The organism is Nocardia sp. NPDC005366 (assembly GCF_040606855.1).
GTDB lineage: Bacteria > Actinomycetota > Actinomycetes > Mycobacteriales > Mycobacteriaceae > Nocardia.
Map to the genome: position 1 here is coordinate 58,073 of NZ_JBEXFQ010000026.1, position 20,840 is coordinate 78,912.

Here is a 20,840-nt window from a genome sequence, read left to right on the forward strand (position 1 = left end):
CGCCGCGCTCGTCCGGATAGAAATGGCCACCGGGTCAGCTCGTCATCGGAGCCGAGGTGCAATCGGCCAGGATCATCGAAGGTCGGAGCGGGACGACCCGATACGAACAACATCCGCACCGGCTGACCGGCGCGCTCGAGCCGCCGCGCCGTTTCGAACGCGACCGTCGCGCCCATGCTGTGGCCGAACAGCGAGAGTCCGGTGTGCGGGCCCTGCCCCAGCAGTTGCGCCGCGATCGCGTCGGCGAGTTCCGAGAGATCGGATACCACCGATTCGCCGAGCCGATCCTGACGGCCCGGATACTGCACGCCGACCACCGCGGCACCCGCCCCGAATCGGGCGGCCAGTTCTCGATACGCGGTCACCGACGCTCCGCCTGGCGGAAAACAGACGAGATGGTGGCGCGGGGTCGGATCGGCGCGCAGCACTCGTAACCAGTCGGTACCGGTGATCATCGCGTGCACGCTCCCTCGTCTCGTCCGGTGCTCGATTCTGCCGCATTGCACCGGGGTTGCCGGGCCGGACCACCCGACTCAGGCGCTACGCGTCGACCCGGGAACTACTACTGTTCTTGTGGTGAACGATCACGCACGGCTGGTCCACGACTACGAAACCGGCATCGGTGTCCCCACTTCCGCCATGATCCCGGTCCCGGACCCCGGCGGTAATCTCGCTGCGACACTGCCGGTTTGGGCGTTGGCCGCCGGATCGATCGCCGCGTTGACGACCGCGGCCAACCGGATGCGTGACGCGCACGGCCTGGCTCCGGTAGCGCATCGGATCGATCCGATCCGGATCGCGGCGGCCTTCTCCAGCGAACGACTAGTACGGGCGAACGGCAGACAGCCTGTGATGTTCGCCGACCTCTCCGGCTTCTTTCCCACCTTCGACGGCTGGGTGCGCACCCACGCCAACTATCCGCACCATCGCCTGCGACTTCTGGCCGCGCTCGGCCTACCGGATAACGCGCCCCTCGATCTGGCGGTGGCCCAGCTGGCCATGAGCCGGGCCACCGATGTCGAGGACACCGCCGCCGCCTACGGCGCGATCGCGGTCCGGGTGCGCACGGAGGAGGAATGGGCCGCCACCCCCGAAGCGGAGGCCGCGGCCTACGGTCCGCTGGTCGCGATCGAACCGCGTCACGACCGCGCGAGCAGCCATGCGCGCTCGGATGCCACGCCGTTCCAGCCGTTGCGCGGAATTCGCGTACTCGATCTGACGAGGGTTATCGCCGGACCGGTGGCGACCAGGACCCTGGCCCTGCTCGGCGCGGAGGTACTGCGGGTGGATCCCCCGTTCCTGCCCGAGATTCCGTGGCAGTACGTCGACACCTGCCAGGGCAAGTTGTCGACTCGGCTGGATCTGCGCGATCCCGCTTTCTACGACCTGCTGGTCTCGGCGGACGTACTCGTGACCGGCTATCGCCCCGGCTCGCTGGAGAATGCCGGACTCGATCCCTCGCTGCGGCCCGGTTTGGTCCACGCCCGCGTCTGCGCCTGGGGCGAGAACAGTCCGTGGGGCGGACGGCGCGGATTCGACAGTATCGTGCAGGCCGCGACCGGTATCTCCATCACCGAGGGCGCGCCATCGGTGCCAGGCACCCTGCCCGCGCAGGCGCTCGACCATGCCTCCGGATATCTGCTCGCGGCCGGTGTCATCGACGCCCTCGCCGCCCGCACCTACGACGGGGTCGGCCGGGATGTGCGAGTGTCGTTGGCGCGCACCGCCTCCTGGCTGTTGAACGCACCCGGCCGCACCCTCAACCATCCCCCGGCGACCCCGCCGCACCCGGATTCCGTGGTCAGGCACGGCAGTTTCGTCACCGCCGCGCCCGCGCTCGTGGAGTACCCGGACTATGCCTGGCCCGCGCCCGGCTACGGCAGCAACTATCCGGCCTGGTCCGTGCGCACCCGGTAGGCGGCCGGACCTCCCGACCGCGCACAGCGAGCCCGACGGCCGCGACGACTAGCGCGGCGCGGCCCCCGCGACCGCCTGGAATGCCGCGACCAGTCGCTCGCCGCCGGGCACCGCGCCCTCCGGATCGATGATCCACAGCACCGAGAACCCCTGGGTGATCGCGAAATACAGTTCGGCGACGGCGTCGGCCTGCGCGGCGTCCAGCTCCGGATGCGTATCGCGCAGGGCCGAGGCGATATCGGCGTACGCGCCTGCCAGGCTGTCGGCCATGAACGACTGCCGCGGGGTGGCACGCGCCACGCGCAGCAGATTCTCCATACTCGCCAACATGCCCTCGCGATGCTCGGCGAAGATCGTGGGCAGCCCGTCGACCATCGCCGCGAACGTCTCGGTCATGGGGCGGCCCCGTGTCGTCCGGATCAGCGCGTCCATGGCGTCGCCGATTCCGGTACCGAGCGCCTCGGCCAACGCCTCGGTGATCAGCCGTTCCTTGGAGCCGAAGTGGTAGCCGATGGCGGCCAGGCTGACCCCCGCCGCGGCGGCGATATCACGGGCGGTGGTCTTGGCGACGCCACGTTCCATGATCGCCTTGCGCGCCCCCGCCAGCAGATCTTCTCGGTTACCCATCGCACCAGCCTACAACACGTCTAAGACGTATGTACCAGACGTATGTACCACCGCTGGCGACGCCCCCGCGCCGAGGTATCCGCGCGGTCACTAGTCTCATGCTGTGCGACAGCGGATCATCATGGACGTCGACACCGGCATCGACGACTCGCTCGCCCTGCTATACCTGCTGGCCTCCCCGGATGCCGAGATCGCCGGGATCGCGGCCACCGCGGGCAATGTCCCCGCGGCGCAGGTCGCGGCGAATAATCTCGCGTGGCTGGACGTATGCCGGGCCCCCGTCATCGAGGTCGCGCTCGGCGCGCCTGACCCGCTGGCGATCCCCCTGCGAACCACCGAGGACACACACGGTCCGCAGGGTATCGGCTACGCCGAACTTCCCGCCTCGTCACGACCGCTGTCGCAGAGATCCGCCGCCGAGATGTGGGTCGCCCTGGCCAGGGCGAATCCGGGCGAACTCATCGGCCTGTGCACCGGCCCGCTGACCAATCTCGCGCTGGCCCTTCGCATCGAGCCGGACCTGCCGACCCTGCTGCGGCGACTGGTGGTGATGGGCGGTGCGTTCAACCACCCCGGCAACACCACACCGACCAACGAATGGAACGTGCACGTCGACCCGGAGGCCGCCAAGGAGGTTTTCGACGCCTTCTCCGCCGCGCCCGCCGATCGCCGACCGATCATCTGCGCCCTCGACATCACCGAGACCATCGAGATGTTTCCCGAACACCTGCGCAGGCTCGCGGAGCGGGCCGGTTGCCCGCCCGTCGACCCGATCTCGGCGCGCGATCCCGACGGACTGCGTTCCAGCGCACCCAATCCGGTGGTGCGCCACATCGATGACGCGGTCCGGTTCTACTTCGAATTCCATCGCCACCACGATCAGGGTTACCTCGCGCATATGCACGATCCGTTCGCCGCCGCGGTGGCCATCGATCCCGGCCTCGCGGTGCTGCGGCCCGCGACGGTCGACGTGGAGTTGACCGGAACGCTCACCCGGGCGACGACGGTCGCCGACTGGGCGGGCATGTGGGGCAGGCAACCCAACGCCGACATCGTGATCGGGACCGATCCGGTGGCCTTCTTCGATCGGCTGATCGCCCGGATCGGCGATTTCGCGCGGGCGGTCCATCCGCCCGCCCGGCAGGAGGTGTCATGACCGACCGGGGCGAGGACAACGCCTATTTCGCCGATTTCCGCGCCAGGCTCGACCTGCCCGGAATCATCGACGTCCATACTCATTTCATGCCCGAGCAGGTGCTGCGCAAGGTGTGGGCGTATTTCGATTCGGTGGGTCCGATGACGGGCCGGGCGTGGCCGATCAGCTATCGCGATGACGAACCCGCGCGCCTGAAGACGTTGCGCGACTTCGGCGTCCGCGCGTTCACCGCGCTGGTGTACCCGCACAAACCCGATATGGCGGCGTGGTTGAACGAGTGGACCGCCGATTTCGCCGAACGGACGCCGGACTGCCTGCATACCGCGACCTTCTATCCGGAACACGGTGCGGACAGCTATGTCGAAGCCGCGATCGAGCGGGGCGCGCGCGTGTTCAAGGTGCATATCCAGGTCGGTGATTTCCATCCGGGCGATCCCCTGCTCAACCCCGTATGGGGCATGCTGGAGGACAGCGGCGTCCCGGCGATCGTGCACTGCGGGTCGGGACCGGCCCCCGGTACCTACACCGGACCGGAGCCCATCGCCGCTCTGCTGCGACGCTTTCCACGGCTGCGATTGATCATCGCCCATATGGGCACTCCCGAATATTCCGAATTCCTCGACCTGGCCCAGGAATACGCGGGCGTCCACTTCGATACCACCATGGTCTGGACCGATTTCAGCGAAGCGGACGCACCCTACCCGACCACCGAACGCGGGCGACTGCGCTATTTCGGCGATCGCATCCTCTTCGGCAGCGATTTCCCGAATATCCCTTACCCGTACCGGCATTCGGTCTCCGCGTTGGAGCGGCTCGATCTCGGCGACAACTGGATTCGGCAGGTCTGCTACCGGAACGCCGCACGTCTTTTCGACGTGCGCTGAACGCGGCTCACCAGGTGGCGACCGGCTCCTGCGCGCCGCGACGGGACAGTCCGCTCGCACGCAGCACCCGGCGCGCGATCGCGTCGCGAATGGATTCGTCGGTACCGATCACGCGGACGTGGCGGCGAGCCCTCGTGATCGCCGTATAGAGCAATTCCCTGGTCAGCAGGGTGGATTCCGGTTCGGGCAGCACCACCGAGACCGTGTCGTACTGGCTGCCCTGGCTGCGGTGGATGGTCATCGCGAAAACCGTGACCACGGCCGGGAATTGGGTGGGATGCACCAGATAGGGGATGCTGCCGCGTTGCAGGGCCGCCCGCAGTGAGCCGTCCGCGAGACGCACGATGACACCGGTGTCGCCGTTGTAGATGCGGGCCTCGTGGTCGTTGGCGGTGACGAGCAGCGGCTGGCCGGGATACCAGGGCGCCAGATGGGATTCGGGGCCGGCGCCGCCCGCCGCGGCCCATTCCGCGGCCATCCGGTCCCACCGTTCGACGCCGAACGGGCCCTGCCGGTGCGCGCAGAGCAGCCGATGCGATTCCAGCGCGGCGAGCGCCCCCGCCGCATCGCCCGCGAGCGCCGCGGTCGTCACCGCGCGCGCCGCGGCCACGACATCGGCACGGACGGCTCTCGTCTGTTCGGGTGCGCACAGGGAGAGTTCGGGTCCGCCCGCGCGCAACAGCTCCAGGGCCGCATCGGCGTCGCCCGCCCGGACCGCGACGGCGAGTTCGGCGATCTTGCCGCCGAAACGACGACCACGGGTCAACCGGACGATGCCGCCGCGCAGCCGTGTCCATTCCAACGCCGACAGCGCCTCGGCATCTCGATCCCGCGTCGCGGATTCCGGCGAATCCGCGCCGAGGATCCGATCCAGGATCGGATTCGGCTCTCCCACCACCGGCCCCGCGACGAGATCGGCGAGTACCGCGCCCGCGTCCACCGACGCCAACTGATCCGGATCACCGACGAGTACCACCCTGGTATCCGGGCGCAGCGCCGCGAGCAGACTGCTCATCATGGTCAGCGAGACCATCGACGTCTCATCCACGACTATCACGTCGTAGGGCAGCCGATTGAACTCGTGATAGCGGAAACGGGTGTTGCGGCCCCGCTGCCAGCCGAGCAGCCGGTGCAGGGTGGCGGCGGTGAGTTCGGGCAGCCCGAGCACGCCCGCCTGTTCGCGCACCGCCTCCTGCAGCCGGGCCGCGGCCTTGCCTGTCGGCGCGGCCAGCGCGATACGCAGCGCGGGCGCTTTGGGATTCGCCTTCTGATGCGCGTCGAGCAATGCCAGGATGCGGGCGATGGTATGCGTTTTGCCGGTGCCGGGTCCGCCGGCGACCACCGTGGTCCAGTGCGTCGCGGCCAGCGCCGCCGCGAGTCGCTGGCGATCGGTCGCGATCCCCTGCGGGCCGTCGAAGAGGCGATCCAGTTCCCGGCCGACGATATCGGGGTCGACGGCCGGATGGTGGCCCGCCCGTTCCGTGAGCACCCTGCGGATCGTCTGCTCCTGCTGGAAATACCGATCCAGGTAGAGCAGCGGGCCCGCGTCGTCACCGGCCTGGGCTGGTACCAGCCGCAGTGGTGTGAGCGGGCCGCCGGGGCCCCCGATGACGAGCGGACTCACCCGCAGCGCCGAGACCACCGCCTCGATATCGGGCCACGGCAGCGTCGCCGGATCGACACCCGTCGCGGCATCCCGGTTCTCGTCGGCGTCGACACCGATATCGCGCATCCGGTACAGCTCGAGGCAGACCGACCCGGAGCGCACCGCGCGCACCGCGAGCGCGGTGGCGAACAGCACCTCTTCCGCCGTCTCACGCCCCAGCCTGCCCAATCGGATCGCTACGTGCACATCCGCCGCCGACAGCACTCCGGCCTCGTTGAAGCTCCGCAGCAATCCGGTACCGCGCTGCGCCACCTGGATGGACGTCACCGGCGCACCCTCATCTTCCGTCTCGCCCCGAATCCCAGGACTACGCTTTCGACACCGCGCCGCATCCGTTCCTGCGAAGCACAGGCCACGGTGGCGCTCACGGCGCGTCCCCGGCGAGCAGATCCGACAGGGCGGTGATGAGCGCGGGCGGCGGATTCCAGTCGAAGACACCGCATCCGGCCGGAGTCCGCGGGCCGATCATGCCGCGCACGAACAGGTACGCGCAGCCTCCCAGATGCCGTTCCGGATCGTATCCGGGCAGCCGCCAGCGCAGATAGCGGTGCAGGGCAACGGAATACAGCAGGGCCTGGAGCGGGTAGTGCGAGCGCAGCATTTCGGCTGCCATCCGCTCGCGGGTGTAATGGTCGACAGTCAGATCACCCGCGCCGAGCCGGTTGGTCTTGTAGTCGACGATGACGAATCGCCCGTTGCCGGTGACGCGCAGCACCGCATCGATACTGCCGGTGAGATATCCCCGCAGCGGGGTGTCCTCCAGGTTTTCGACCTGGTCGGCGTAGGTGTGGAAGATATCGCCGTGGCCGAGATGTTCGCGCAGCAGCTCCGCGATCCGGCGCAGCGTCGACAGTCGCGACGCCGGTACGTCGCCGCCGGCCAGCGGCAGTTCGAATTCGAGTTCGGCGAGTTGATCTCGCCCGGGGATATCGGCGAGACAGCCGAAGCCGAGCGGGGTGCGCAGAACGGCGAGCAGCGCGGAACCCAGCAGCGCGGGATCGAAATCGGCCATCGACTCCTCGACGGCGTCGCGGCACCGGGCGTGTACCTCGGTGTCGAGATCCGCGGCGTCGGTATCGATGCGTTCGAGGACGCCGTGGACAAGCGTGCCGAATTCCGCGCCGTAGGGCAGTGTGTTCATCAGTGACGGCGCACCGGCGACCGGCTCCTCCTCCAGGATCGGCGCCTCGGCGGGTTCGTCACCGGGGCCGCGTTCGTCCTCGGGCTCGCTGTCGGTGACGAATTCGTGCGCCCCCGCGGTCAATGCCGAGTAGGAGGTGCGCCGCCACTGTTGATCCATGACGCGATCGAACCGCGCCGCGGCGAGCTCGCCGGTCGCGACCTCGGTGCGCACCCGCCGGATCTCCACGGTATCGGGGGTGTCGACCGCGGTCACCGACACGGCGTCGGCCGCGGACGCCGCCCAGGCCGACAGTCGCTGTACGGCAACGGTATCCACTGGCACGGATGCCCGGTTCGGCACCGCATCGCCGCCGTCGGGTCGACCGAAGATCATGCGGTGCAGCGGTGCGGCCGCGGTGGTGACCGCGGGCGCCCACCACGCGACGACCTGGCATTTCGCCCTGGTCAGTGCGACATAGAGCAGCCGCAGTTCCTCCCCTGCCTCCTCGGCCTCGGCGCGCTGTCTGCGTTCGGCGTATCCGGCGGCGTCCTGGCCGCCGACGTCGAGCACCCGCGCGCCGTTCTCGTCGTGGAACAGCAGGGTCGGCGGATTCGGGTTCTTCGCGCTGTCCCACGCGAAAGGCAGGTAGACGAGCGGGAATTCGAGTCCCTTACTGGCGTGCACGGTCGCGATCTGCACCGCCGCGGCATCGCGGTCGAGACGACGACTGCGATCGGCGACGCTGCCGGAGGCCGGATCGCGCACCCGGTCGCCGAGCCACCGTGTCAACGCGGTGAGCCCGAAACCCTCGGCGAGCGCGACCTGGTCCAGCAGCTGCGCGATATGACGCAGATCGGTCAACTGCCGTTCGCCGTTCTCGACGGTCAGCAATCGGTGCGCGAGATTCGCCTCCGCGGACAACTTCTCGAAAACCGCCGCGAATCCGGCGCGGGCGAAAAGCCGTGCCGCGTCGCGCAACTGGGCGCTCACGCGGCCGACCAGATCGGCTCCGCCGCTATCGATATCGGCGGCGCTCACCCCGAGTATGGGGGTGCAGGCCGCCAGCCGGACCCGATCCGATCGGTGTGGTTGCTCGAGTGCCCGCAGCAGCCAGAGCCAGTCGGTGGCACTCGGGGTGGCGAAAACACTGGTGCCGCCGGCGAGGACCGAGGCGACGCCGACCCGATCCAATGCCGCGCGCACCACCTCGATCTGGGATCGGGTGCGTACCAGGACGGCGATATCACCGGGACCGATCCGGCGATTCGTCGAGCCGTCCTCGGATGTCGCGACGCCGTGCGCTGCCCCCGTTTCGATCGTGACTGCGGCGTCGATGCGCGTCTGCGATTCGAGCAGCCGGACGATATCGGCGGCCAGATCGTCGGCGACCTTGGCCCGCAGACGCCCCACCACGGGAAACCCGGATTTGTTCAGCGGACCAGCGCCCGTGCGGGGCAGGCAGCGTATCCGCAGCGGGGTGCGGAGTCCAGCGGGGCCGGACAGGCGGCTCCATGGCCTGGTCGCGGCGATCGGATACACCGTGATGTCGCGATGGCCGAGCGCCGCGCCACCGTAGAGGTGGTCGAGCGCGGCCAGCAGTCCCGCGTCGCTGCGCCAGTTGGTGGTGAGGTCGCGGCGGCTGTCGGCGTGGGCGACGGCATCGAGATAACTGATCACCTCCGCGCCGCGAAAGGCGTAGATGGCCTGTTTCGGGTCGCCGACCAGGACCGTGGTGGTGTGACCGTGGAACGACCGGCGCAGAATGTCCCACTGGAGCGGATCGGTGTCCTGGAATTCGTCGACGAGAGCGACCCGGTAGCGGTTCCGGATTCGCGCGCACGCGCGCTCGCCGTGCACCGGGTCGGCCAGTACGTCGTGCAGCAGCACCAGCAGATCATCGAAATCGCGCAATCCGGCCAGCCGCTTGCGTCGCTCGGTCTCGACGCGCACCGCGGACGCGAACGCCGCCCGTTCGCCCGCCCGTCCCTCGCCCTGGGGTATCAGCGCGGCGTGCCGATCGTTCACCGCCGCCAGCGCGAGGATATGCGCGTCTTTGAGCGAGAACGGCGGTTCGGCACGGGCGTAGCGGTGCAGGTACAGATCGTCGGCGACGGTACGGACCAGTTCGTCGACGGTGTCGACCAGTCGGGAGCCCGGATCGTGCTCGCCCGCCAGGCCGAGTTCGTCGAGCATGCGCTGACAGAAGCTGTGGGTGGTGACAATGGTGCCCGCGTCGAAATCCGACAGCGCCACCAGCAGTCGCGCACGCCTGCGCCACACCTGCTCGGCGTCGACCTGCGCCAGATGACGAACGAGGTCGTCGGCGCACCCGCGCGCGGCCTCCGGATCGGTCAGCGCGGCGGCGACGCTCACGAACCGGTCCCTGGCTCGTTCGCGCAATTCCTGGGTCGCCGCCCGGCTGAAGGTGACGAGCAGCAGTTGCGAGATATCGATGCCGACCTCGGCGACATAGCGCACCGCGAGTCCGACGATCGCATGCGTCTTACCGGTTCCCGCGCTCGCCTCCAGTACGGTGGTTCCGGTGGGCAGCGGGCCGAACGGATCGAACGGCTCCGCGACGCCGAGCGCCCGCGACGCGAATTCCGCGTCCTGCACCGTCATGCCGATCCCCGACTTCCACCGTCTACCGCCAGCCCCCGAGCCGCGCACAGCCTACTGCGCGACGACCGCGGATCCGGGGACGCGGGCCGCGCGTCGCCGTAGCCGTTCATATCGCGGTGCCCGATCATGGGCTGCCCTGGGTCTCGGCGGCCAGCAGCGGAGCCCACAGACGGCGGGCGAGTGCGCCGAAGCGGGTGCGCTCACCGGGTTCGCCCGCGGGTGCGGGAACGGCCGAGAGGTCGTCGAGACGCGGGGCCGTTCCCCAGATGTAGCGCAGGTGCCGGTCGGTGTGATCGCCGAATTTGCCGGGACCGTTGGGGCCGCCGTTGAATTCGCGTTCCGCCGCGGCGAACGCCTCCTCGGTACTCGCGCCGCGAAAACGCCGTTCGGCATACGCGGCGGTGGCCGTCGGCGCGATCGGCAAGGGTTCGGTCAAACCCGCGTCCCGCAGCCTGACGAGTTCGCGCAGCAATTCCACGGCCGCGGGCGCCGAAGGCGCGGTGAGCGCGCAACGCCATGCGGGACGGCTGAATTGGCCGCGACCGGTGGTGACGGCCTGCCAGCAGCGATCCTCGGTCGCCGCGAGCGCGAGCACCGAGACCCAGGCGGCGATCCGGTGTTTGGGGGCCAGCCGCGAATAGGTGGTGCGCACCAGGGTTTCACCGCGCACCTCGGGCACGGTGCCGGTGAGCCTGCGACCGTTACCGAGGTCGATCGCGATATCCACCGCCCGCGCCTGGGCCTGATAGTCGGCCGCCGACGCGCGCACCAGTTTGTCCACGGTGCGCTCGACCTCGTCGAGCACGGCCCCGCCGAGCGCGAACGGTGGAATGACACCGCGACGCCATTCAGCGGCACGCAGCCCAGCGGGGTCCGCGCCGGTGAGTCGCGCGGCCAGCATGCGTTCGCCCAGCTCCCATTTGGCGAGTCCGTCCAATTCGATCGGAAGCCGGTCGGCGATATCCTCCTCGTGTTCGGGTACCCGCAGGCCGAGCCGCTGCCAGAGGAAGGCGCGAATCGGATGTTCGACGAACGACATCAGGTCGGCGAGGGCCACATCGCCGGGTTCCGGCGCCGGCAACGGCTCCGGTAGGAACGCCGGGCGCGGGCGCGCCGGTCGACCGGCCGCCTCCGCGCCCGCCAGTGCGGCCGTGTCGAAACTGAAGGGACGTTCGGCGCGGAAGTTGCGACGATCGAAACTCTGCAACGGATGGCGGACCACCACTTCGGACATATTGTCGCCGACATAGCCGCGCAGCACGTCCAGCAGTTCCGCCACCGGGATCGCCGGTGGCCGGTACGCGCCGCTGACCGGATCCGCGCCGGTATGCAACAGCAGCAGCTTCTCCCCCGCCGCCATGATCGCGTCCAGCAGCAGTTGACGGTCCTCGCTGCGGGAATCCCTTTCCCCGGCAAGCGGATCGCGGGCGAGGACGTCATCGCCGTCCACCCCGCCCGCGCGCGGGAACAGGTCGTCGTCCAGCCCGAGCAGTACCACCACCCGGTGCGGCACCGACCGCATCGGCACCATGGTGCAGACGGTAAGTTCGCCGGTGCGGAAATTCGCACGGGTCGGCCTGGCCGCGAGCCGCCCGGCCAGCAGCACGCCGATATCCGCGAGCCGCAGCGACGCGTCGCCCGCGTGTTCGGTCGCGGCGGCGAGTTCACGCCGGGCCTCCGCCCTGACCCACGCCTGACTCTCGGGCACATCGGTGAGCAGATCGAGCGCGCGACCCAGGACGACGGCCCACTCGTGGGCGGGTCTCGGCCCGCGCAGGTCGCGCAGGCAGACCGCGAGCCGGTCGATGAATTCCGCGAAACGTCCGGCCAGGTCGACGTCATTGCTGTCGACATCGCCGAGCGGGAGCGCCAGATCCAGCCAGTCTTCGGTGGTTTCGTCGGCGGTGACTCCCAACAGGATCCGGTCAACCGCGCCGTTGAGGGTGTTCTGCCCGAAATCGGCCAGCCCGAACGCCTGACGTTGCCGCTGACCGATCCCCCACCGCGCACCGGATTCGGCCGCCCACTCCCGCAGCCGCTCGATGCCGTCGTCATCGAATCCGCAACGCCTGCGGACGGTTTCGGAGGACGCCAGATCCAGCACCTGGGTCACCGTCACCCGGCCGTCGGCGAGTTCGAGCAGTACCGCGATCACCGAGAGCAGCGGATTGGTGACACCGCGCCCGCGATCGGCGAGCCGCACGCGCAGCAGCTGCGCCGGATGCGCCGGATCGCCGGCGGATTCGGCCGATCGCGACCCGAAGGCGGCCCGCACCAGCGGTGCGTAGACCTCCACCTCGGGACACATGATGAGGACATCGCGCGGTTCGAGAGTCGGATCGGCGGCGAACAGTCCGAGCAGCGCTTCCCGCAGCACCTCGACCTGCCGGGTCGGACCGTGGCACGCGTGAATCCGCAGGCTGTCGTCCCCGGCGTGGCCGGGCCGGGGCGGCCACCGGTCGTCGCGGATATCGGTCTGCACCGCGCTCAGCAGAGTCGGCAAGCCTCCGGGCGCCGCGGAATCGGTGGCACCGGAATCAGATTCGGCGGCCCGCCCCGAAGACGGCTCGGCGTCGCCCACGTAATCATCGCTGTCCGCGACCGCCGAGAGCCGCTGCTGCAATTCGCGCACGTCGCGGGCGAGGCCGGCCAGCAACGGATGACGCACGGGGGTCGCGGTGATGTCCCGCGCGCGTGTCTTCGCGGCGGGCAGCCCGTCCAGGGCCGACCACATGGCCCGGCTCGGGTGGGTCAGCCACACGTGCACATCCCGCGACCCCGCGACGGCGTCGAGCACCGCGAGCTGATCCGCGGGCAACCGGGTTACACCGAACAGCGAAATCCGTTGCGGCAGTTCGACGATCTCGGGTTCGGCCCGCACTCGGGCGCACGCGGGCGCGAGGCGTTCGGCCGGACTCGGCGCGCCGATCTCGGCGCGCAGCCGCCGCCACAACTCCGGTTGCCACCGCAGATCCTCCGGCACCGGACGGCCCGCGCCGTCGGTATCGGCCCCCTCCACCCCCGCCGCCCACTCGGTGATCAACGCCGGACGCTGGGCCGCGTAACTGTCGAAGAGCCCGCACAGGTGCGCGGCGGTGGAGTAACGCCTGCCGAGGCGATGATCTCGGCCCGAGGGGTCCGTCGCGCCCAGATGCCGCGCCAATACCGCGGCCCACGGCTCGGCCACGGCCGCGTCGATGACCCGGAGCATCGCCCACACCACCCGCTCCTGCGCCCACGGATCATCCTGCGGCCGTATGCCGCCCGCTGCCGCGAGTACCGCCGCGACCAGCGCGGACGGCGACGGGAACGCGATATTCGCCGCGACGCCGTCCCGCGCGCCATCGCGCGCGGACACGCCGAGCACACCGGACAGACGCTGGGTCAGCCACCGTTCCACGCCCTTGGCCGGCACCGCGACCACCTCGGCCGCGAACGGATCCGCGAGCGGCGTCGCCAGCAGCGCGGCGAGCCCGTCCGCCAGGGCGTCGGCGCGCTCGGCCCGGTGGATGTGCAGCGGCATTGGTTGTTTATACGCCAGCGACCTTCGCGCAACCGAGCCGCCCCATCCCGCGCGAAAGTGACATGGGCCACAGGAGAACGCGCTACACGGCCGTGTCACGTCGTCGGTCCGCGCCCGGTATGCGACAGTGCTGCCCCGGGGAGGGCGACAGAGCTGGATCGAAAGGCTGGTTTCGCGTTTCATGGATACGAGGGTGATTCCCTTGGTGCCACGTGGTGGTTTCACGGTCCGCCGGATCGGTGACCGATGGGAATTGGTCAACTCCGGTTTCTACGGCAGGACCGTCGTCCTACACACCTGGCCGCGCGAGAACCACGCGGAAGCCTTCGCGCACTGCTACCGTCTCAACGGTCGCACCGTCGAGGAGTTGCTCGCCGCGTTCCGCTGAACCACGCGGAGCGAAACCGGCTGCGGTGCAATGCGCAACGATCTTCGGTAGCACAGCGGACGCTCTACCTCGAAGACGTGCGCCAGGCGCGCCGATGTGCCATCGTGGTCCCTCGTGCGTTACCCCTCGGCCGCCACCCGGACACCGTCCCGTGTGGCCGCATCCGCCTGTGTCCTCGCCTCCGCCGCGATTCTGCTGTCGAGCGCCCCCGCGTTGGTTCCCGCTTCTGGTCTAACCAGAGCCGAGGCGGTGCCGCTCGCGCCCGCACGCGGGTGCCTGCCGGGATTCGACTGCGATATGAGTCAGCGCATCGATGCGGTGGACAATTATCTGCGCACCCGTCCCGGCGTCACCGGATATGTCCTGCGCGACCGGGTCGGCGGCGGGATCTACGCGAACGAGAACGCCGAGCAGTCGGTGTGGACGGCCTCCACCATCAAATTGGCGATCGCGGTCGATCTGCTCAATCGCGCCAGGGTCGGCGCTATCGCGCTCGGCCCGGAGGATCGCGGCCTCATGGAGTCCATGCTGGCGACCTCCAACGATCAGGCCACCGACGTCCTGTGGAACAAGTACGCGGGCATCGACCGGATGGCGTTCAACAACGCCTTCCGCGCCAATGGCATGTCCTCGCTGGTCCCGCAGCCGACCAATACCGCGCTCTACCCGGACTGGTCGTTCCAGAAATGCACCGCGGCCGACCTCGACCGGCTGATGGTCTACGCGCTCGATCACCTGCACCCCGACGACAGGGCCTACCTGGTCGATCGCATGCGATCGGTGGACTACAACCAGCACTGGGGCGTCTGGGGCGCTGGCGCGCAGATGCGTCCCGGCCTGAAGAACGGCTGGTCCGCCGAACAGGGCGGCTGGGTTGTCAACTCGGTCGGCTTCGCCGGACCGGGCGAACGCTACACACTCGCCATCATGAGTTCGCTCGGCCCAGACGGCGGCTACACCGAGGGCGCCGACACCGACACCAAGGTCGCGCAGATGCTGCTCGCGGGACGCTGAATCCCTCGGGGGAATCCCCGTAATCCGGCCGTACGTGCGCCGCACCGCGCACGGCCGGATTCGCGGTCTTCGGTGCGGCGGTCGGGGAGCCGAAGATCACGAACCGGGATCTCGTCGTGCCGGTCCGAATCGAGCCGACTACCGTTGGTCGGGTCAGGAAACCGTCCGCCGGGGACGAACCCCAGGTCTGTCTAGGAGCACGACGATGAGCACACAGGATGTCGAGACCCATCGTCACCGGGTGGTGGTGATCGGATCGGGATTCGGTGGCCTGTTCGGCACCAAGCATCTCAAGCGCGCCGACGTCGACGTCACCCTGATCTCCAAGACTTCCACTCACCTCTTCCAGCCGCTGCTCTACCAGGTCGCCACCGGAATCCTCTCGGTCGGCGAGATCGCGCCCGCCACCAGGCTGGTGCTGCGCAAACAGAAGAACGCTCGGGTACTGCTCGGCGATGTCATCGATATCGACCTCGAATCCAAGACCGTCACGTCGCGGATGCTGAATCAGAACACCGTCACCGGCTTCGACAGCCTCATCGTCGCCACCGGCGCGCAGCAGTCGTACTTCGGCAACGACAAGTTCGCCACCTATGCGCCCGGCATGAAGACCATCGATGACGCGCTCGAGTTGCGGGCGCGCATCCTCGGCTCCTTCGAAGGCGCCGAACTGGCCACCACCCAGGAAATGCGGGACCGCCTGCTCACCTTCGTGGTGATCGGCGCGGGTCCGACCGGCGTCGAATTGGCCGGTCAGATCGCCGAACTCTCCGACCGCACGCTGGAAGGCACCTTCCACAACATCGATCCACGCGACGCGCGCGTCATCCTCATCGAGGGCGCGGGCGCGGTACTCGCGCCGATGGGGCCCAAACTCGGCAGCAAAGCGCAGCGGCGCCTGGAGAAGATGGGCGTCGAGATCCAGCTCAACGCCATGGTGACCGATATCGACGCGCACGGCGTCACGGTGAAGGATGCCGACGGCACGATCCGCCGCATCGAATCCTCGTGCAAGGTGTGGTCGGCGGGGGTACAGGCCAGCCCACTCGGCAAGATGCTCGCCGAGCGTTCCGACGGCACGACGACCGATCGCGCTGGACGCGTCATCGTCGAGCCCGACCTCACCATCAAGGGCCACCCGAACGTCTTCGTCGTCGGCGATCTGATGTCGGTGCCGAATGTGCCCGGCCAGGCCCAAGGCGCGATCCAGGGCGCCACCTACGCGGCCAAGCAGATCAAGGCCGGACTGAAAGGCCAAGCGCCGCAAGATCGTAAGCCATTCAGCTATTTCAACAAGGGCAGTATGGCCACGGTGTCGCGCTTCAGCGCCGTATGCCAGATCGGCAAGCTGGAATTCGGCGGATTCATCGCCTGGCTGGCCTGGTTGGCACTGCACCTGTACTACCTCGTCGGTTACCGCAGTCGCATCATCACCGTCATCCAGTGGTTCGTGACATTCCTCGGCCGCAGCCGAGGCCAGATGGCCGCCACCGAGCAGTGGGTCTTCGCCCGGCTCGCGGTCGAAGCGGTCCAAGCCGATCAGGAGGACGCCGACGAACTCGCGGCCGCGCTCGGCGCGCCGCCCGCGGAGAACGGGCGGACCGCCGCGGAGAAGGCCGCCGACCGCCGCGCGGGGTGATCCGTCCGTACCGACTCGCACGGACGACCCGCGACGCGATCACCGTTGTCGGGTCGTCCGAGTCCGGCCTGTGACGCGCGGACTGATCACACTTCCAACTCCTCCTCGATACCCCTCAGACGGTGGCGTGCCAGCGCGAGATTCGCCCGGTTGCGGTCCAGCGCGAGGTAGAGGAACAGTCCCTTGGATTTCCGGCCGGTCATCGGGCGGATGATGTGGTACTGGCCGGACAGCGTGATCAGCATGTCCTCGATGTCCTCGTTCAGCCCGAGCTGCTCGATGGTGCGCATCTTCGCCCGCATCACCTCGGTGTTGCCCGCGCTGGCGACCTGGAGGTCGAGGGCCTTGGAACTGCCAAGCGTCCCCAGCGCCATACCGCTGTTGTAGTCGACGACCGCGGCGCCGAGCGCGCCGTCGATCACCATCATGTTCTCGAGTGACAGATCCATATTGGACATGCCGATTCCTTTCTCACCATCGGTGTTCGTCATTTCTTTGCGGGAATCGCGCGACCCGACCGTGAGATGGTCCGCGATCGTTCGTGCCACCGGGCGCGACTCGAGGTGGACCCTGCCGACATCGGCCTCGGGTCCGGCCAGCACGGTCAGCGAGGTCCAACCGGCGGCGTAGACGACCACGTGCCCTCCCGTGCCGCGCACCACGACCTCGTGGAATCCGTCGCCGTGCGCGGTGGTCGCCAGCCGGTAACGTCAGCCTTCCCATCAGATCGCCGAGCAGTGTTCTCCGCGGGGTCACGCGAGCTCCTCCAGCGCCGCCACGATGCGGGTCAGCACGTCGCGGTCGACCGGTTCCCACCGGTCGTGAGCGGATTCCGGTATCGCCGAACGCATTCGGCGTCGCGGCAGCGGAGTCGCCACAACCCTTCCCCGCGCGACCTGCCCGGCGATCACCCGCGCGGTATCGAACTGCTCGTCGTTCGGCGACGCGGCGACCTCGGCATCGGTCGCCGCCCGAGGCACGGGTACCTCGATCAGTCCGGCCGCCGTCAGTTCTCGTACCGCGACCAGACAGCCGTAGGTGGTGCGGCGGAGTTCGCGGGCGATACCCACCACGCTGCGACGCGAATCCGCGGCGGCGAGCACTTCGGCGTGACCGCAGGACAGCACCCGGCGACGTCGGCGGGGTCCCCGGACCGGCACAACGGGTGCCCGATCCACCAGCTCCGCGGGCCACGGCCCGGATTTCGGATCGCCTCTGCGCGCGCATTCGCGCACCAGTTCTCGCACCGGGATGCGGCATACCGGAGCCAGCCAATGCGGGGGCGCGGGCCGGAACTCGGGAACGACAGGCGAGGCGAGAAGGAAGTAGGCGGCGTCGTACACCGACAACACCGCCAGCGCCTCCAGCCGGGGGCGGCCGATCAGTTCGGCCGCTTCACCGGCACCGGCACGATGCCAGTCCTCGGCGGAGACAACCCCCGAGTCCACGACCAGCCGGTCCAACCCGGTGGTTCGTCTGCAATCGACGAAGGCGATCGCGCCGCCCGCGAAGTAGAACGCGCCGTCGCCCGCGCGAAGTATTCCGGTCCGTCCTTCCCGTTCCAACCGCCGCAACTCGCCCGCGAGCTCAACGCCCATGACCGACCTCGGCGAAATCGGCGAGGATGCCTCGGAGGTGGAACCGCGCCATCGCCAGATTCCCGGTATCGCCGTCGAAGACGACGTGGACGAACAATCGGCCGTCGAAATCGCCGGGCACCGGATTCAGCAGGTGGTATCCGAGGGTGCCGCAGACGATGAGTTCGGTGATGTCGTCACCTTCGCGAGCAGTCGTCAACGCCGGACAGCCGACCACCGCGCGTATCACATCCGTGGTCGCTGCCGCGTCCTCGTGTTGGTCCACCAATTCGTGCCTGCCCGCCGCGGCGATCGCCAGACCGCTCGCGCCATCCACCAGCGTCACGCTGCCGGCACCCGGAATCTCCATGATGCGTTGCAGGAAGCCGTCTATTCCGATCACCGCGCTCCGGCCCTGTCCTGTAAAGGTTTTCAGGGTTCGAGACGCTACACAATGCCCACGACGCGTGTAAAGGAATCTACGGAGAATTCCTGACGCACAAAGCATTTTCCCAGCAACCGGACCAAGAAAACCTTCCGGTATCGATATCTCTCGACAACGCAGCGGTCCACGCCATTGAATACCGAACGGTTTTAATACCTTTCGGTATCCGATCCGGTCGCAATACCCCCGGCGTACGACTCGGCCACACCGGCCGGGCGGCGACCGTACCCGCGAGCCGATCCGCCACCCCTGGTATCAAGCAATGGTCGAGGGTTGAGCGAAGGTCGTGGAACCGCACGAGTATCGGGCTCACGGCCACGTGAGCTCCGATGGCCACGACAACTTCGGAGGCGGAGGTGCGAAAACGATCCATACACCGCGACCGAACTCGACGAAATCCCATGTTCGGCACAGAGCACGCAATATTGCGTTCGCACGGCCGCAGTCGACAGCCACATAGGCCGCACTCCCGCCCCACAGCCCGATCACCCGCGGTGGCATGCCATCGACACCCGATTCGGTTACCGGAAGACGAAACTCCGCACGACCGGATTCGTCATCGACCGATTCCGGCACGGCGCGCTCCTACACCGCCTGGCCAGCGCGAATCAGCGGCACTTTCGACCTCGCCAGAATTCACGCGCCGAACGCATATTCATCGGAACGAAAAGGCAGACCCGGGTGCCGAGAATGTTGCTCCGCGTGCGGCGATTCCCATTCCGCAAATGCTGATCCAGAATATTTCGCGGTGGAATCGGAATACAGAACACCGTGCCACACGATATTCGCCGATACCTTCCGAAACGCGCCGCACAGGCCGGTATCGGTGATCCGCGACGCGAGATCGGACCTCAGCGAGGAACGACGGCGGCGCGACGCGGTTCGGCGGCGGGAGTACCGGACCGATCCGCGGCGAGAATTCTGCCCACCCTCGTGAACAGCGTGCCCCCCGCCGCCAATGGCAGCCGTGAGGTGACAAGCCCATCGGTGAACGCGGGCCGATCGTCGGGGTAGACGAGTTCACTGTCGAGCGCGCGCGGGGCGGCGATCGCATCGTCGGAGACGCCGCCCTCCCCCAGTTCGAGACGGTGACGCAGGAGCGGGGTTTCGGCCACATCGGCGATCAGGTCGCCGCGCCAGTGTCCCGCCTCCTCGCCCGAGCGGCCGATCTGGACGCGCTCGCGGAATCGGATCGCGGCGTCGGCGGCCAGGCGCACCGTGGTGCGGGTGTGGTGGTCGGCGCCGCCCGCGACGATCATCGGTTCCGCGTCGACATCGAGGCTGCCGCCCGCGCCCACCTCGTAATGCCAGTGCGACGAGGAGAATGTCGTCGCGGGGCCGGGCAGGGCGATGCTCGCGGCCACCGAGCGCACCACCAGACGCGCGCCGGGCCCGACCAGAATCGTGATGTCGAGTTCGTCGCCACCGAGCGGTGTGGCGGCCGTGCCGATCAGATGCACCGTGTCGCGCGCGGTGCGGCGAGCCGACAGCCCGCCGTTCGCGTCGATCCGCGGTAACGCGCCGAGGCACGCGACGATTCGTAACTCAGTGCGCAACGGCTGATTCGGCCGACTCGTTCGCGACACGCAACTGTTCGCGGACCCAGGCGAGTACCGGGGTGGCGGCCGGGTCGGCGGTGAGGGAGATCAGCGCGGTCGGCCTGCCCTCGCGCACTTTCGCGGCATCGCGTTCCATGACGCCCAGGTCGGCGCCGACCAGCGGGGCGAGGTCGGTCTTGTTGACGACGAGCAGATCCGAGAACGTGACACCCGGCCCGCCCTTGCGCGGTACCTTGTCGCCGCCCGCGACATCGATGACGAAGATCTGGACGTCGATCAGGCCGGAGGAGAACGTGGCGGTGAGATTGTCGCCGCCGGATTCCACCAGGATCAGGTCCAGCGGCGGGTTCGCGGCGATGAGATCGTCGATGGCGTCGAGATTGGCGGTGATGTCGTCGCGGATGGCGGTATGCGGGCAGCCGCCGGTCTGCACCGCGGTGATCCGCTCGTCCGGCAGCACCGCGTGCTTGCGCAGGAAGTCGGCGTCTTCGGTGGTGTAGATGTCATTGGTCAGCACAGCCAGCGACAGTTCCGCACGCAACTGCCTGCACAGGGCCGCCACCAGCGCGGTCTTACCCGATCCGACCGGACCGCCGATGCCGATGCGCAGCGCCTCGCCGGGGACGCGCTCCCGTTTCGGCCGATCGTGCGAATGATCGTGCGGTTCACCGTCGATCAGGTGCGGTGGCATGTGACGATT

At 68.6% G+C, this 20,840-nt stretch carries 15 protein-coding genes and 1 pseudogene; 6 read left to right on the top strand and 10 right to left on the bottom strand.

Annotated features, from left to right (window positions below; genetic code table 11):
* Positions 1 to 11: 11 nt before the first annotated feature.
* Positions 12 to 455, bottom strand: a pseudogene (locus tag ABZS43_RS26165) (alpha/beta fold hydrolase); the annotation flags it as partial.
* A 121-nt stretch (positions 456 to 576) separates the two neighbouring features.
* Between ABZS43_RS26165 and ABZS43_RS26170 the strand changes: the two are divergent.
* Complete coding sequence (locus ABZS43_RS26170) at positions 577 to 1,917, top strand: CoA transferase (protein ID WP_355038607.1); 1,341 nt, start codon at positions 577 to 579, stop codon at positions 1,915 to 1,917.
* A gap of 48 nt (positions 1,918 to 1,965) precedes the next feature.
* Here ABZS43_RS26170 and ABZS43_RS26175 read toward each other — a convergent pair whose 3' ends face one another.
* The gene (locus ABZS43_RS26175) at positions 1,966 to 2,544 is read right to left on the bottom strand and encodes a TetR family transcriptional regulator (RefSeq protein ID WP_355038608.1); all 579 of its coding nucleotides are present in this window, start codon (positions 2,542 to 2,544) and stop codon (positions 1,966 to 1,968) included.
* Between the two features lie 121 nt (positions 2,545 to 2,665).
* Between ABZS43_RS26175 and ABZS43_RS26180 the strand changes: the two genes are divergently transcribed.
* Together ABZS43_RS26180 and ABZS43_RS26185 are read left to right on the top strand one after the other, a co-directional pair.
* Positions 2,666 to 3,700: a nucleoside hydrolase gene (locus tag ABZS43_RS26180; protein WP_355038609.1), complete on the top strand. Its 1,035-nt coding sequence runs from the start codon at positions 2,666 to 2,668 to the stop codon at positions 3,698 to 3,700.
* On the top strand, positions 3,697 to 4,584 hold the full coding sequence (locus ABZS43_RS26185) for an amidohydrolase family protein (RefSeq protein WP_355038610.1): 888 nt from the start codon (positions 3,697 to 3,699) through the stop codon (positions 4,582 to 4,584). The genes ABZS43_RS26180 and ABZS43_RS26185 overlap by 4 nt, the downstream gene beginning before the upstream one ends.
* Positions 4,585 to 4,591: 7 nt before the next feature.
* Here the strand turns inward: ABZS43_RS26185 and recD are convergent, their stop codons facing one another.
* The 3 genes from recD to recC all read right to left on the bottom strand — a co-directional run bounded on the left by recD (position 4,592) and on the right by recC (position 13,518).
* The gene (recD, locus tag ABZS43_RS26190) at positions 4,592 to 6,517 is read right to left on the bottom strand and encodes an exodeoxyribonuclease V subunit alpha (RefSeq protein WP_355038611.1); all 1,926 of its coding nucleotides are present in this window, start codon (positions 6,515 to 6,517) and stop codon (positions 4,592 to 4,594) included.
* A 97-nt stretch (positions 6,518 to 6,614) separates the two neighbouring features.
* Positions 6,615 to 9,995 (bottom strand): UvrD-helicase domain-containing protein, encoded by a 3,381-nt coding sequence (locus tag ABZS43_RS26195; RefSeq protein WP_355038612.1) that lies wholly within the window; start codon positions 9,993 to 9,995, stop codon positions 6,615 to 6,617.
* Between the two features lie 124 nt (positions 9,996 to 10,119).
* A complete protein-coding gene (gene recC / locus ABZS43_RS26200) occupies positions 10,120 to 13,518 on the bottom strand; it encodes an exodeoxyribonuclease V subunit gamma (RefSeq protein WP_355038613.1) in 3,399 nt (1,132 codons plus the stop codon).
* Positions 13,519 to 13,723: 205 nt separating this feature from the next.
* Here recC and ABZS43_RS26205 point away from each other — a divergent pair, with 205 nt between their 5' ends.
* The 3 genes from ABZS43_RS26205 (at position 13,724) to ABZS43_RS26215 (ending at position 16,559) form a co-directional block, all read left to right on the top strand.
* The gene (locus tag ABZS43_RS26205) at positions 13,724 to 13,906 is read left to right on the top strand and encodes a hypothetical protein (protein ID WP_355038651.1); all 183 of its coding nucleotides are present in this window, start codon (positions 13,724 to 13,726) and stop codon (positions 13,904 to 13,906) included.
* Positions 13,907 to 14,002: 96 nt separating this feature from the next.
* Positions 14,003 to 14,920 carry a tat pathway signal sequence gene (locus tag ABZS43_RS26210; RefSeq protein ID WP_355038614.1) on the top strand — a complete coding sequence of 306 codons (918 nt, stop codon included), beginning with the start codon at positions 14,003 to 14,005 and terminating at the stop codon, positions 14,918 to 14,920.
* Positions 14,921 to 15,125: 205 nt separating this feature from the next.
* Positions 15,126 to 16,559: an NAD(P)/FAD-dependent oxidoreductase gene (locus ABZS43_RS26215; RefSeq protein WP_355038615.1), complete on the top strand. Its 1,434-nt coding sequence runs from the start codon at positions 15,126 to 15,128 to the stop codon at positions 16,557 to 16,559.
* A gap of 86 nt (positions 16,560 to 16,645) precedes the next feature.
* On the opposite strand, the gene ABZS43_RS26220 is transcribed toward ABZS43_RS26215, so the two are convergent.
* The 5 genes from ABZS43_RS26220 to ureG all read right to left on the bottom strand — a co-directional run bounded on the left by ABZS43_RS26220 (position 16,646) and on the right by ureG (position 20,831).
* Entirely contained in the window at positions 16,646 to 17,017 is a 372-nt protein-coding gene (locus tag ABZS43_RS26220; RefSeq protein ID WP_355038652.1) for a hypothetical protein, read from the bottom strand.
* Positions 17,018 to 17,311: 294 nt separating this feature from the next.
* Positions 17,312 to 18,157, bottom strand: coding sequence for a hypothetical protein (locus tag ABZS43_RS26225; RefSeq protein ID WP_355038616.1), 846 nt, complete (start codon positions 18,155 to 18,157; stop codon positions 17,312 to 17,314).
* Positions 18,147 to 18,539 (bottom strand): hypothetical protein, encoded by a 393-nt coding sequence (locus tag ABZS43_RS26230; protein WP_355038617.1) that lies wholly within the window; start codon positions 18,537 to 18,539, stop codon positions 18,147 to 18,149. Before ABZS43_RS26230 ends, ABZS43_RS26225 begins: the two co-directional genes overlap by 11 nt.
* 893 nt (positions 18,540 to 19,432) lie before the next feature.
* The gene (locus ABZS43_RS26235) at positions 19,433 to 20,137 is read right to left on the bottom strand and encodes an urease accessory protein UreD (RefSeq protein ID WP_355038618.1); all 705 of its coding nucleotides are present in this window, start codon (positions 20,135 to 20,137) and stop codon (positions 19,433 to 19,435) included.
* Complete coding sequence (ureG, locus tag ABZS43_RS26240) at positions 20,127 to 20,831, bottom strand: urease accessory protein UreG (RefSeq protein ID WP_355038619.1); 705 nt, start codon at positions 20,829 to 20,831, stop codon at positions 20,127 to 20,129. The genes ABZS43_RS26235 and ureG overlap by 11 nt, the downstream gene beginning before the upstream one ends.
* Positions 20,832 to 20,840: the final 9 nt, after the last annotated feature.

Excerpts from the sequence above, each read along its gene's own strand:
- ABZS43_RS26175 (WP_355038608.1), bottom strand. The coding sequence starts at position 2,544 with ATGGGTAACCGAGAAGATCTGCTGGCGGGGGCGCGCAAGGCGATCATG.
- ABZS43_RS26180 (WP_355038609.1), top strand. The coding sequence starts at position 2,666 with ATGGACGTCGACACCGGCATCGACGACTCGCTCGCCCTGCTATACCTG.
- ABZS43_RS26185 (WP_355038610.1), top strand. The coding sequence starts at position 3,697 with ATGACCGACCGGGGCGAGGACAACGCCTATTTCGCCGATTTCCGCGCC.
- ABZS43_RS26195 (WP_355038612.1), bottom strand. The coding sequence starts at position 9,995 with ATGACGGTGCAGGACGCGGAATTCGCGTCGCGGGCGCTCGGCGTCGCG.
- recC (WP_355038613.1), bottom strand. The coding sequence starts at position 13,518 with ATGCCGCTGCACATCCACCGGGCCGAGCGCGCCGACGCCCTGGCGGAC.
- ABZS43_RS26215 (WP_355038615.1), top strand. The coding sequence starts at position 15,126 with ATGAGCACACAGGATGTCGAGACCCATCGTCACCGGGTGGTGGTGATC.
- ABZS43_RS26220 (WP_355038652.1), bottom strand. The coding sequence starts at position 17,017 with ATGTCCAATATGGATCTGTCACTCGAGAACATGATGGTGATCGACGGC.
- ABZS43_RS26225 (WP_355038616.1), bottom strand. The coding sequence starts at position 18,157 with ATGGGCGTTGAGCTCGCGGGCGAGTTGCGGCGGTTGGAACGGGAAGGA.
- ureG (WP_355038619.1), bottom strand. The coding sequence starts at position 20,831 with ATGCCACCGCACCTGATCGACGGTGAACCGCACGATCATTCGCACGAT.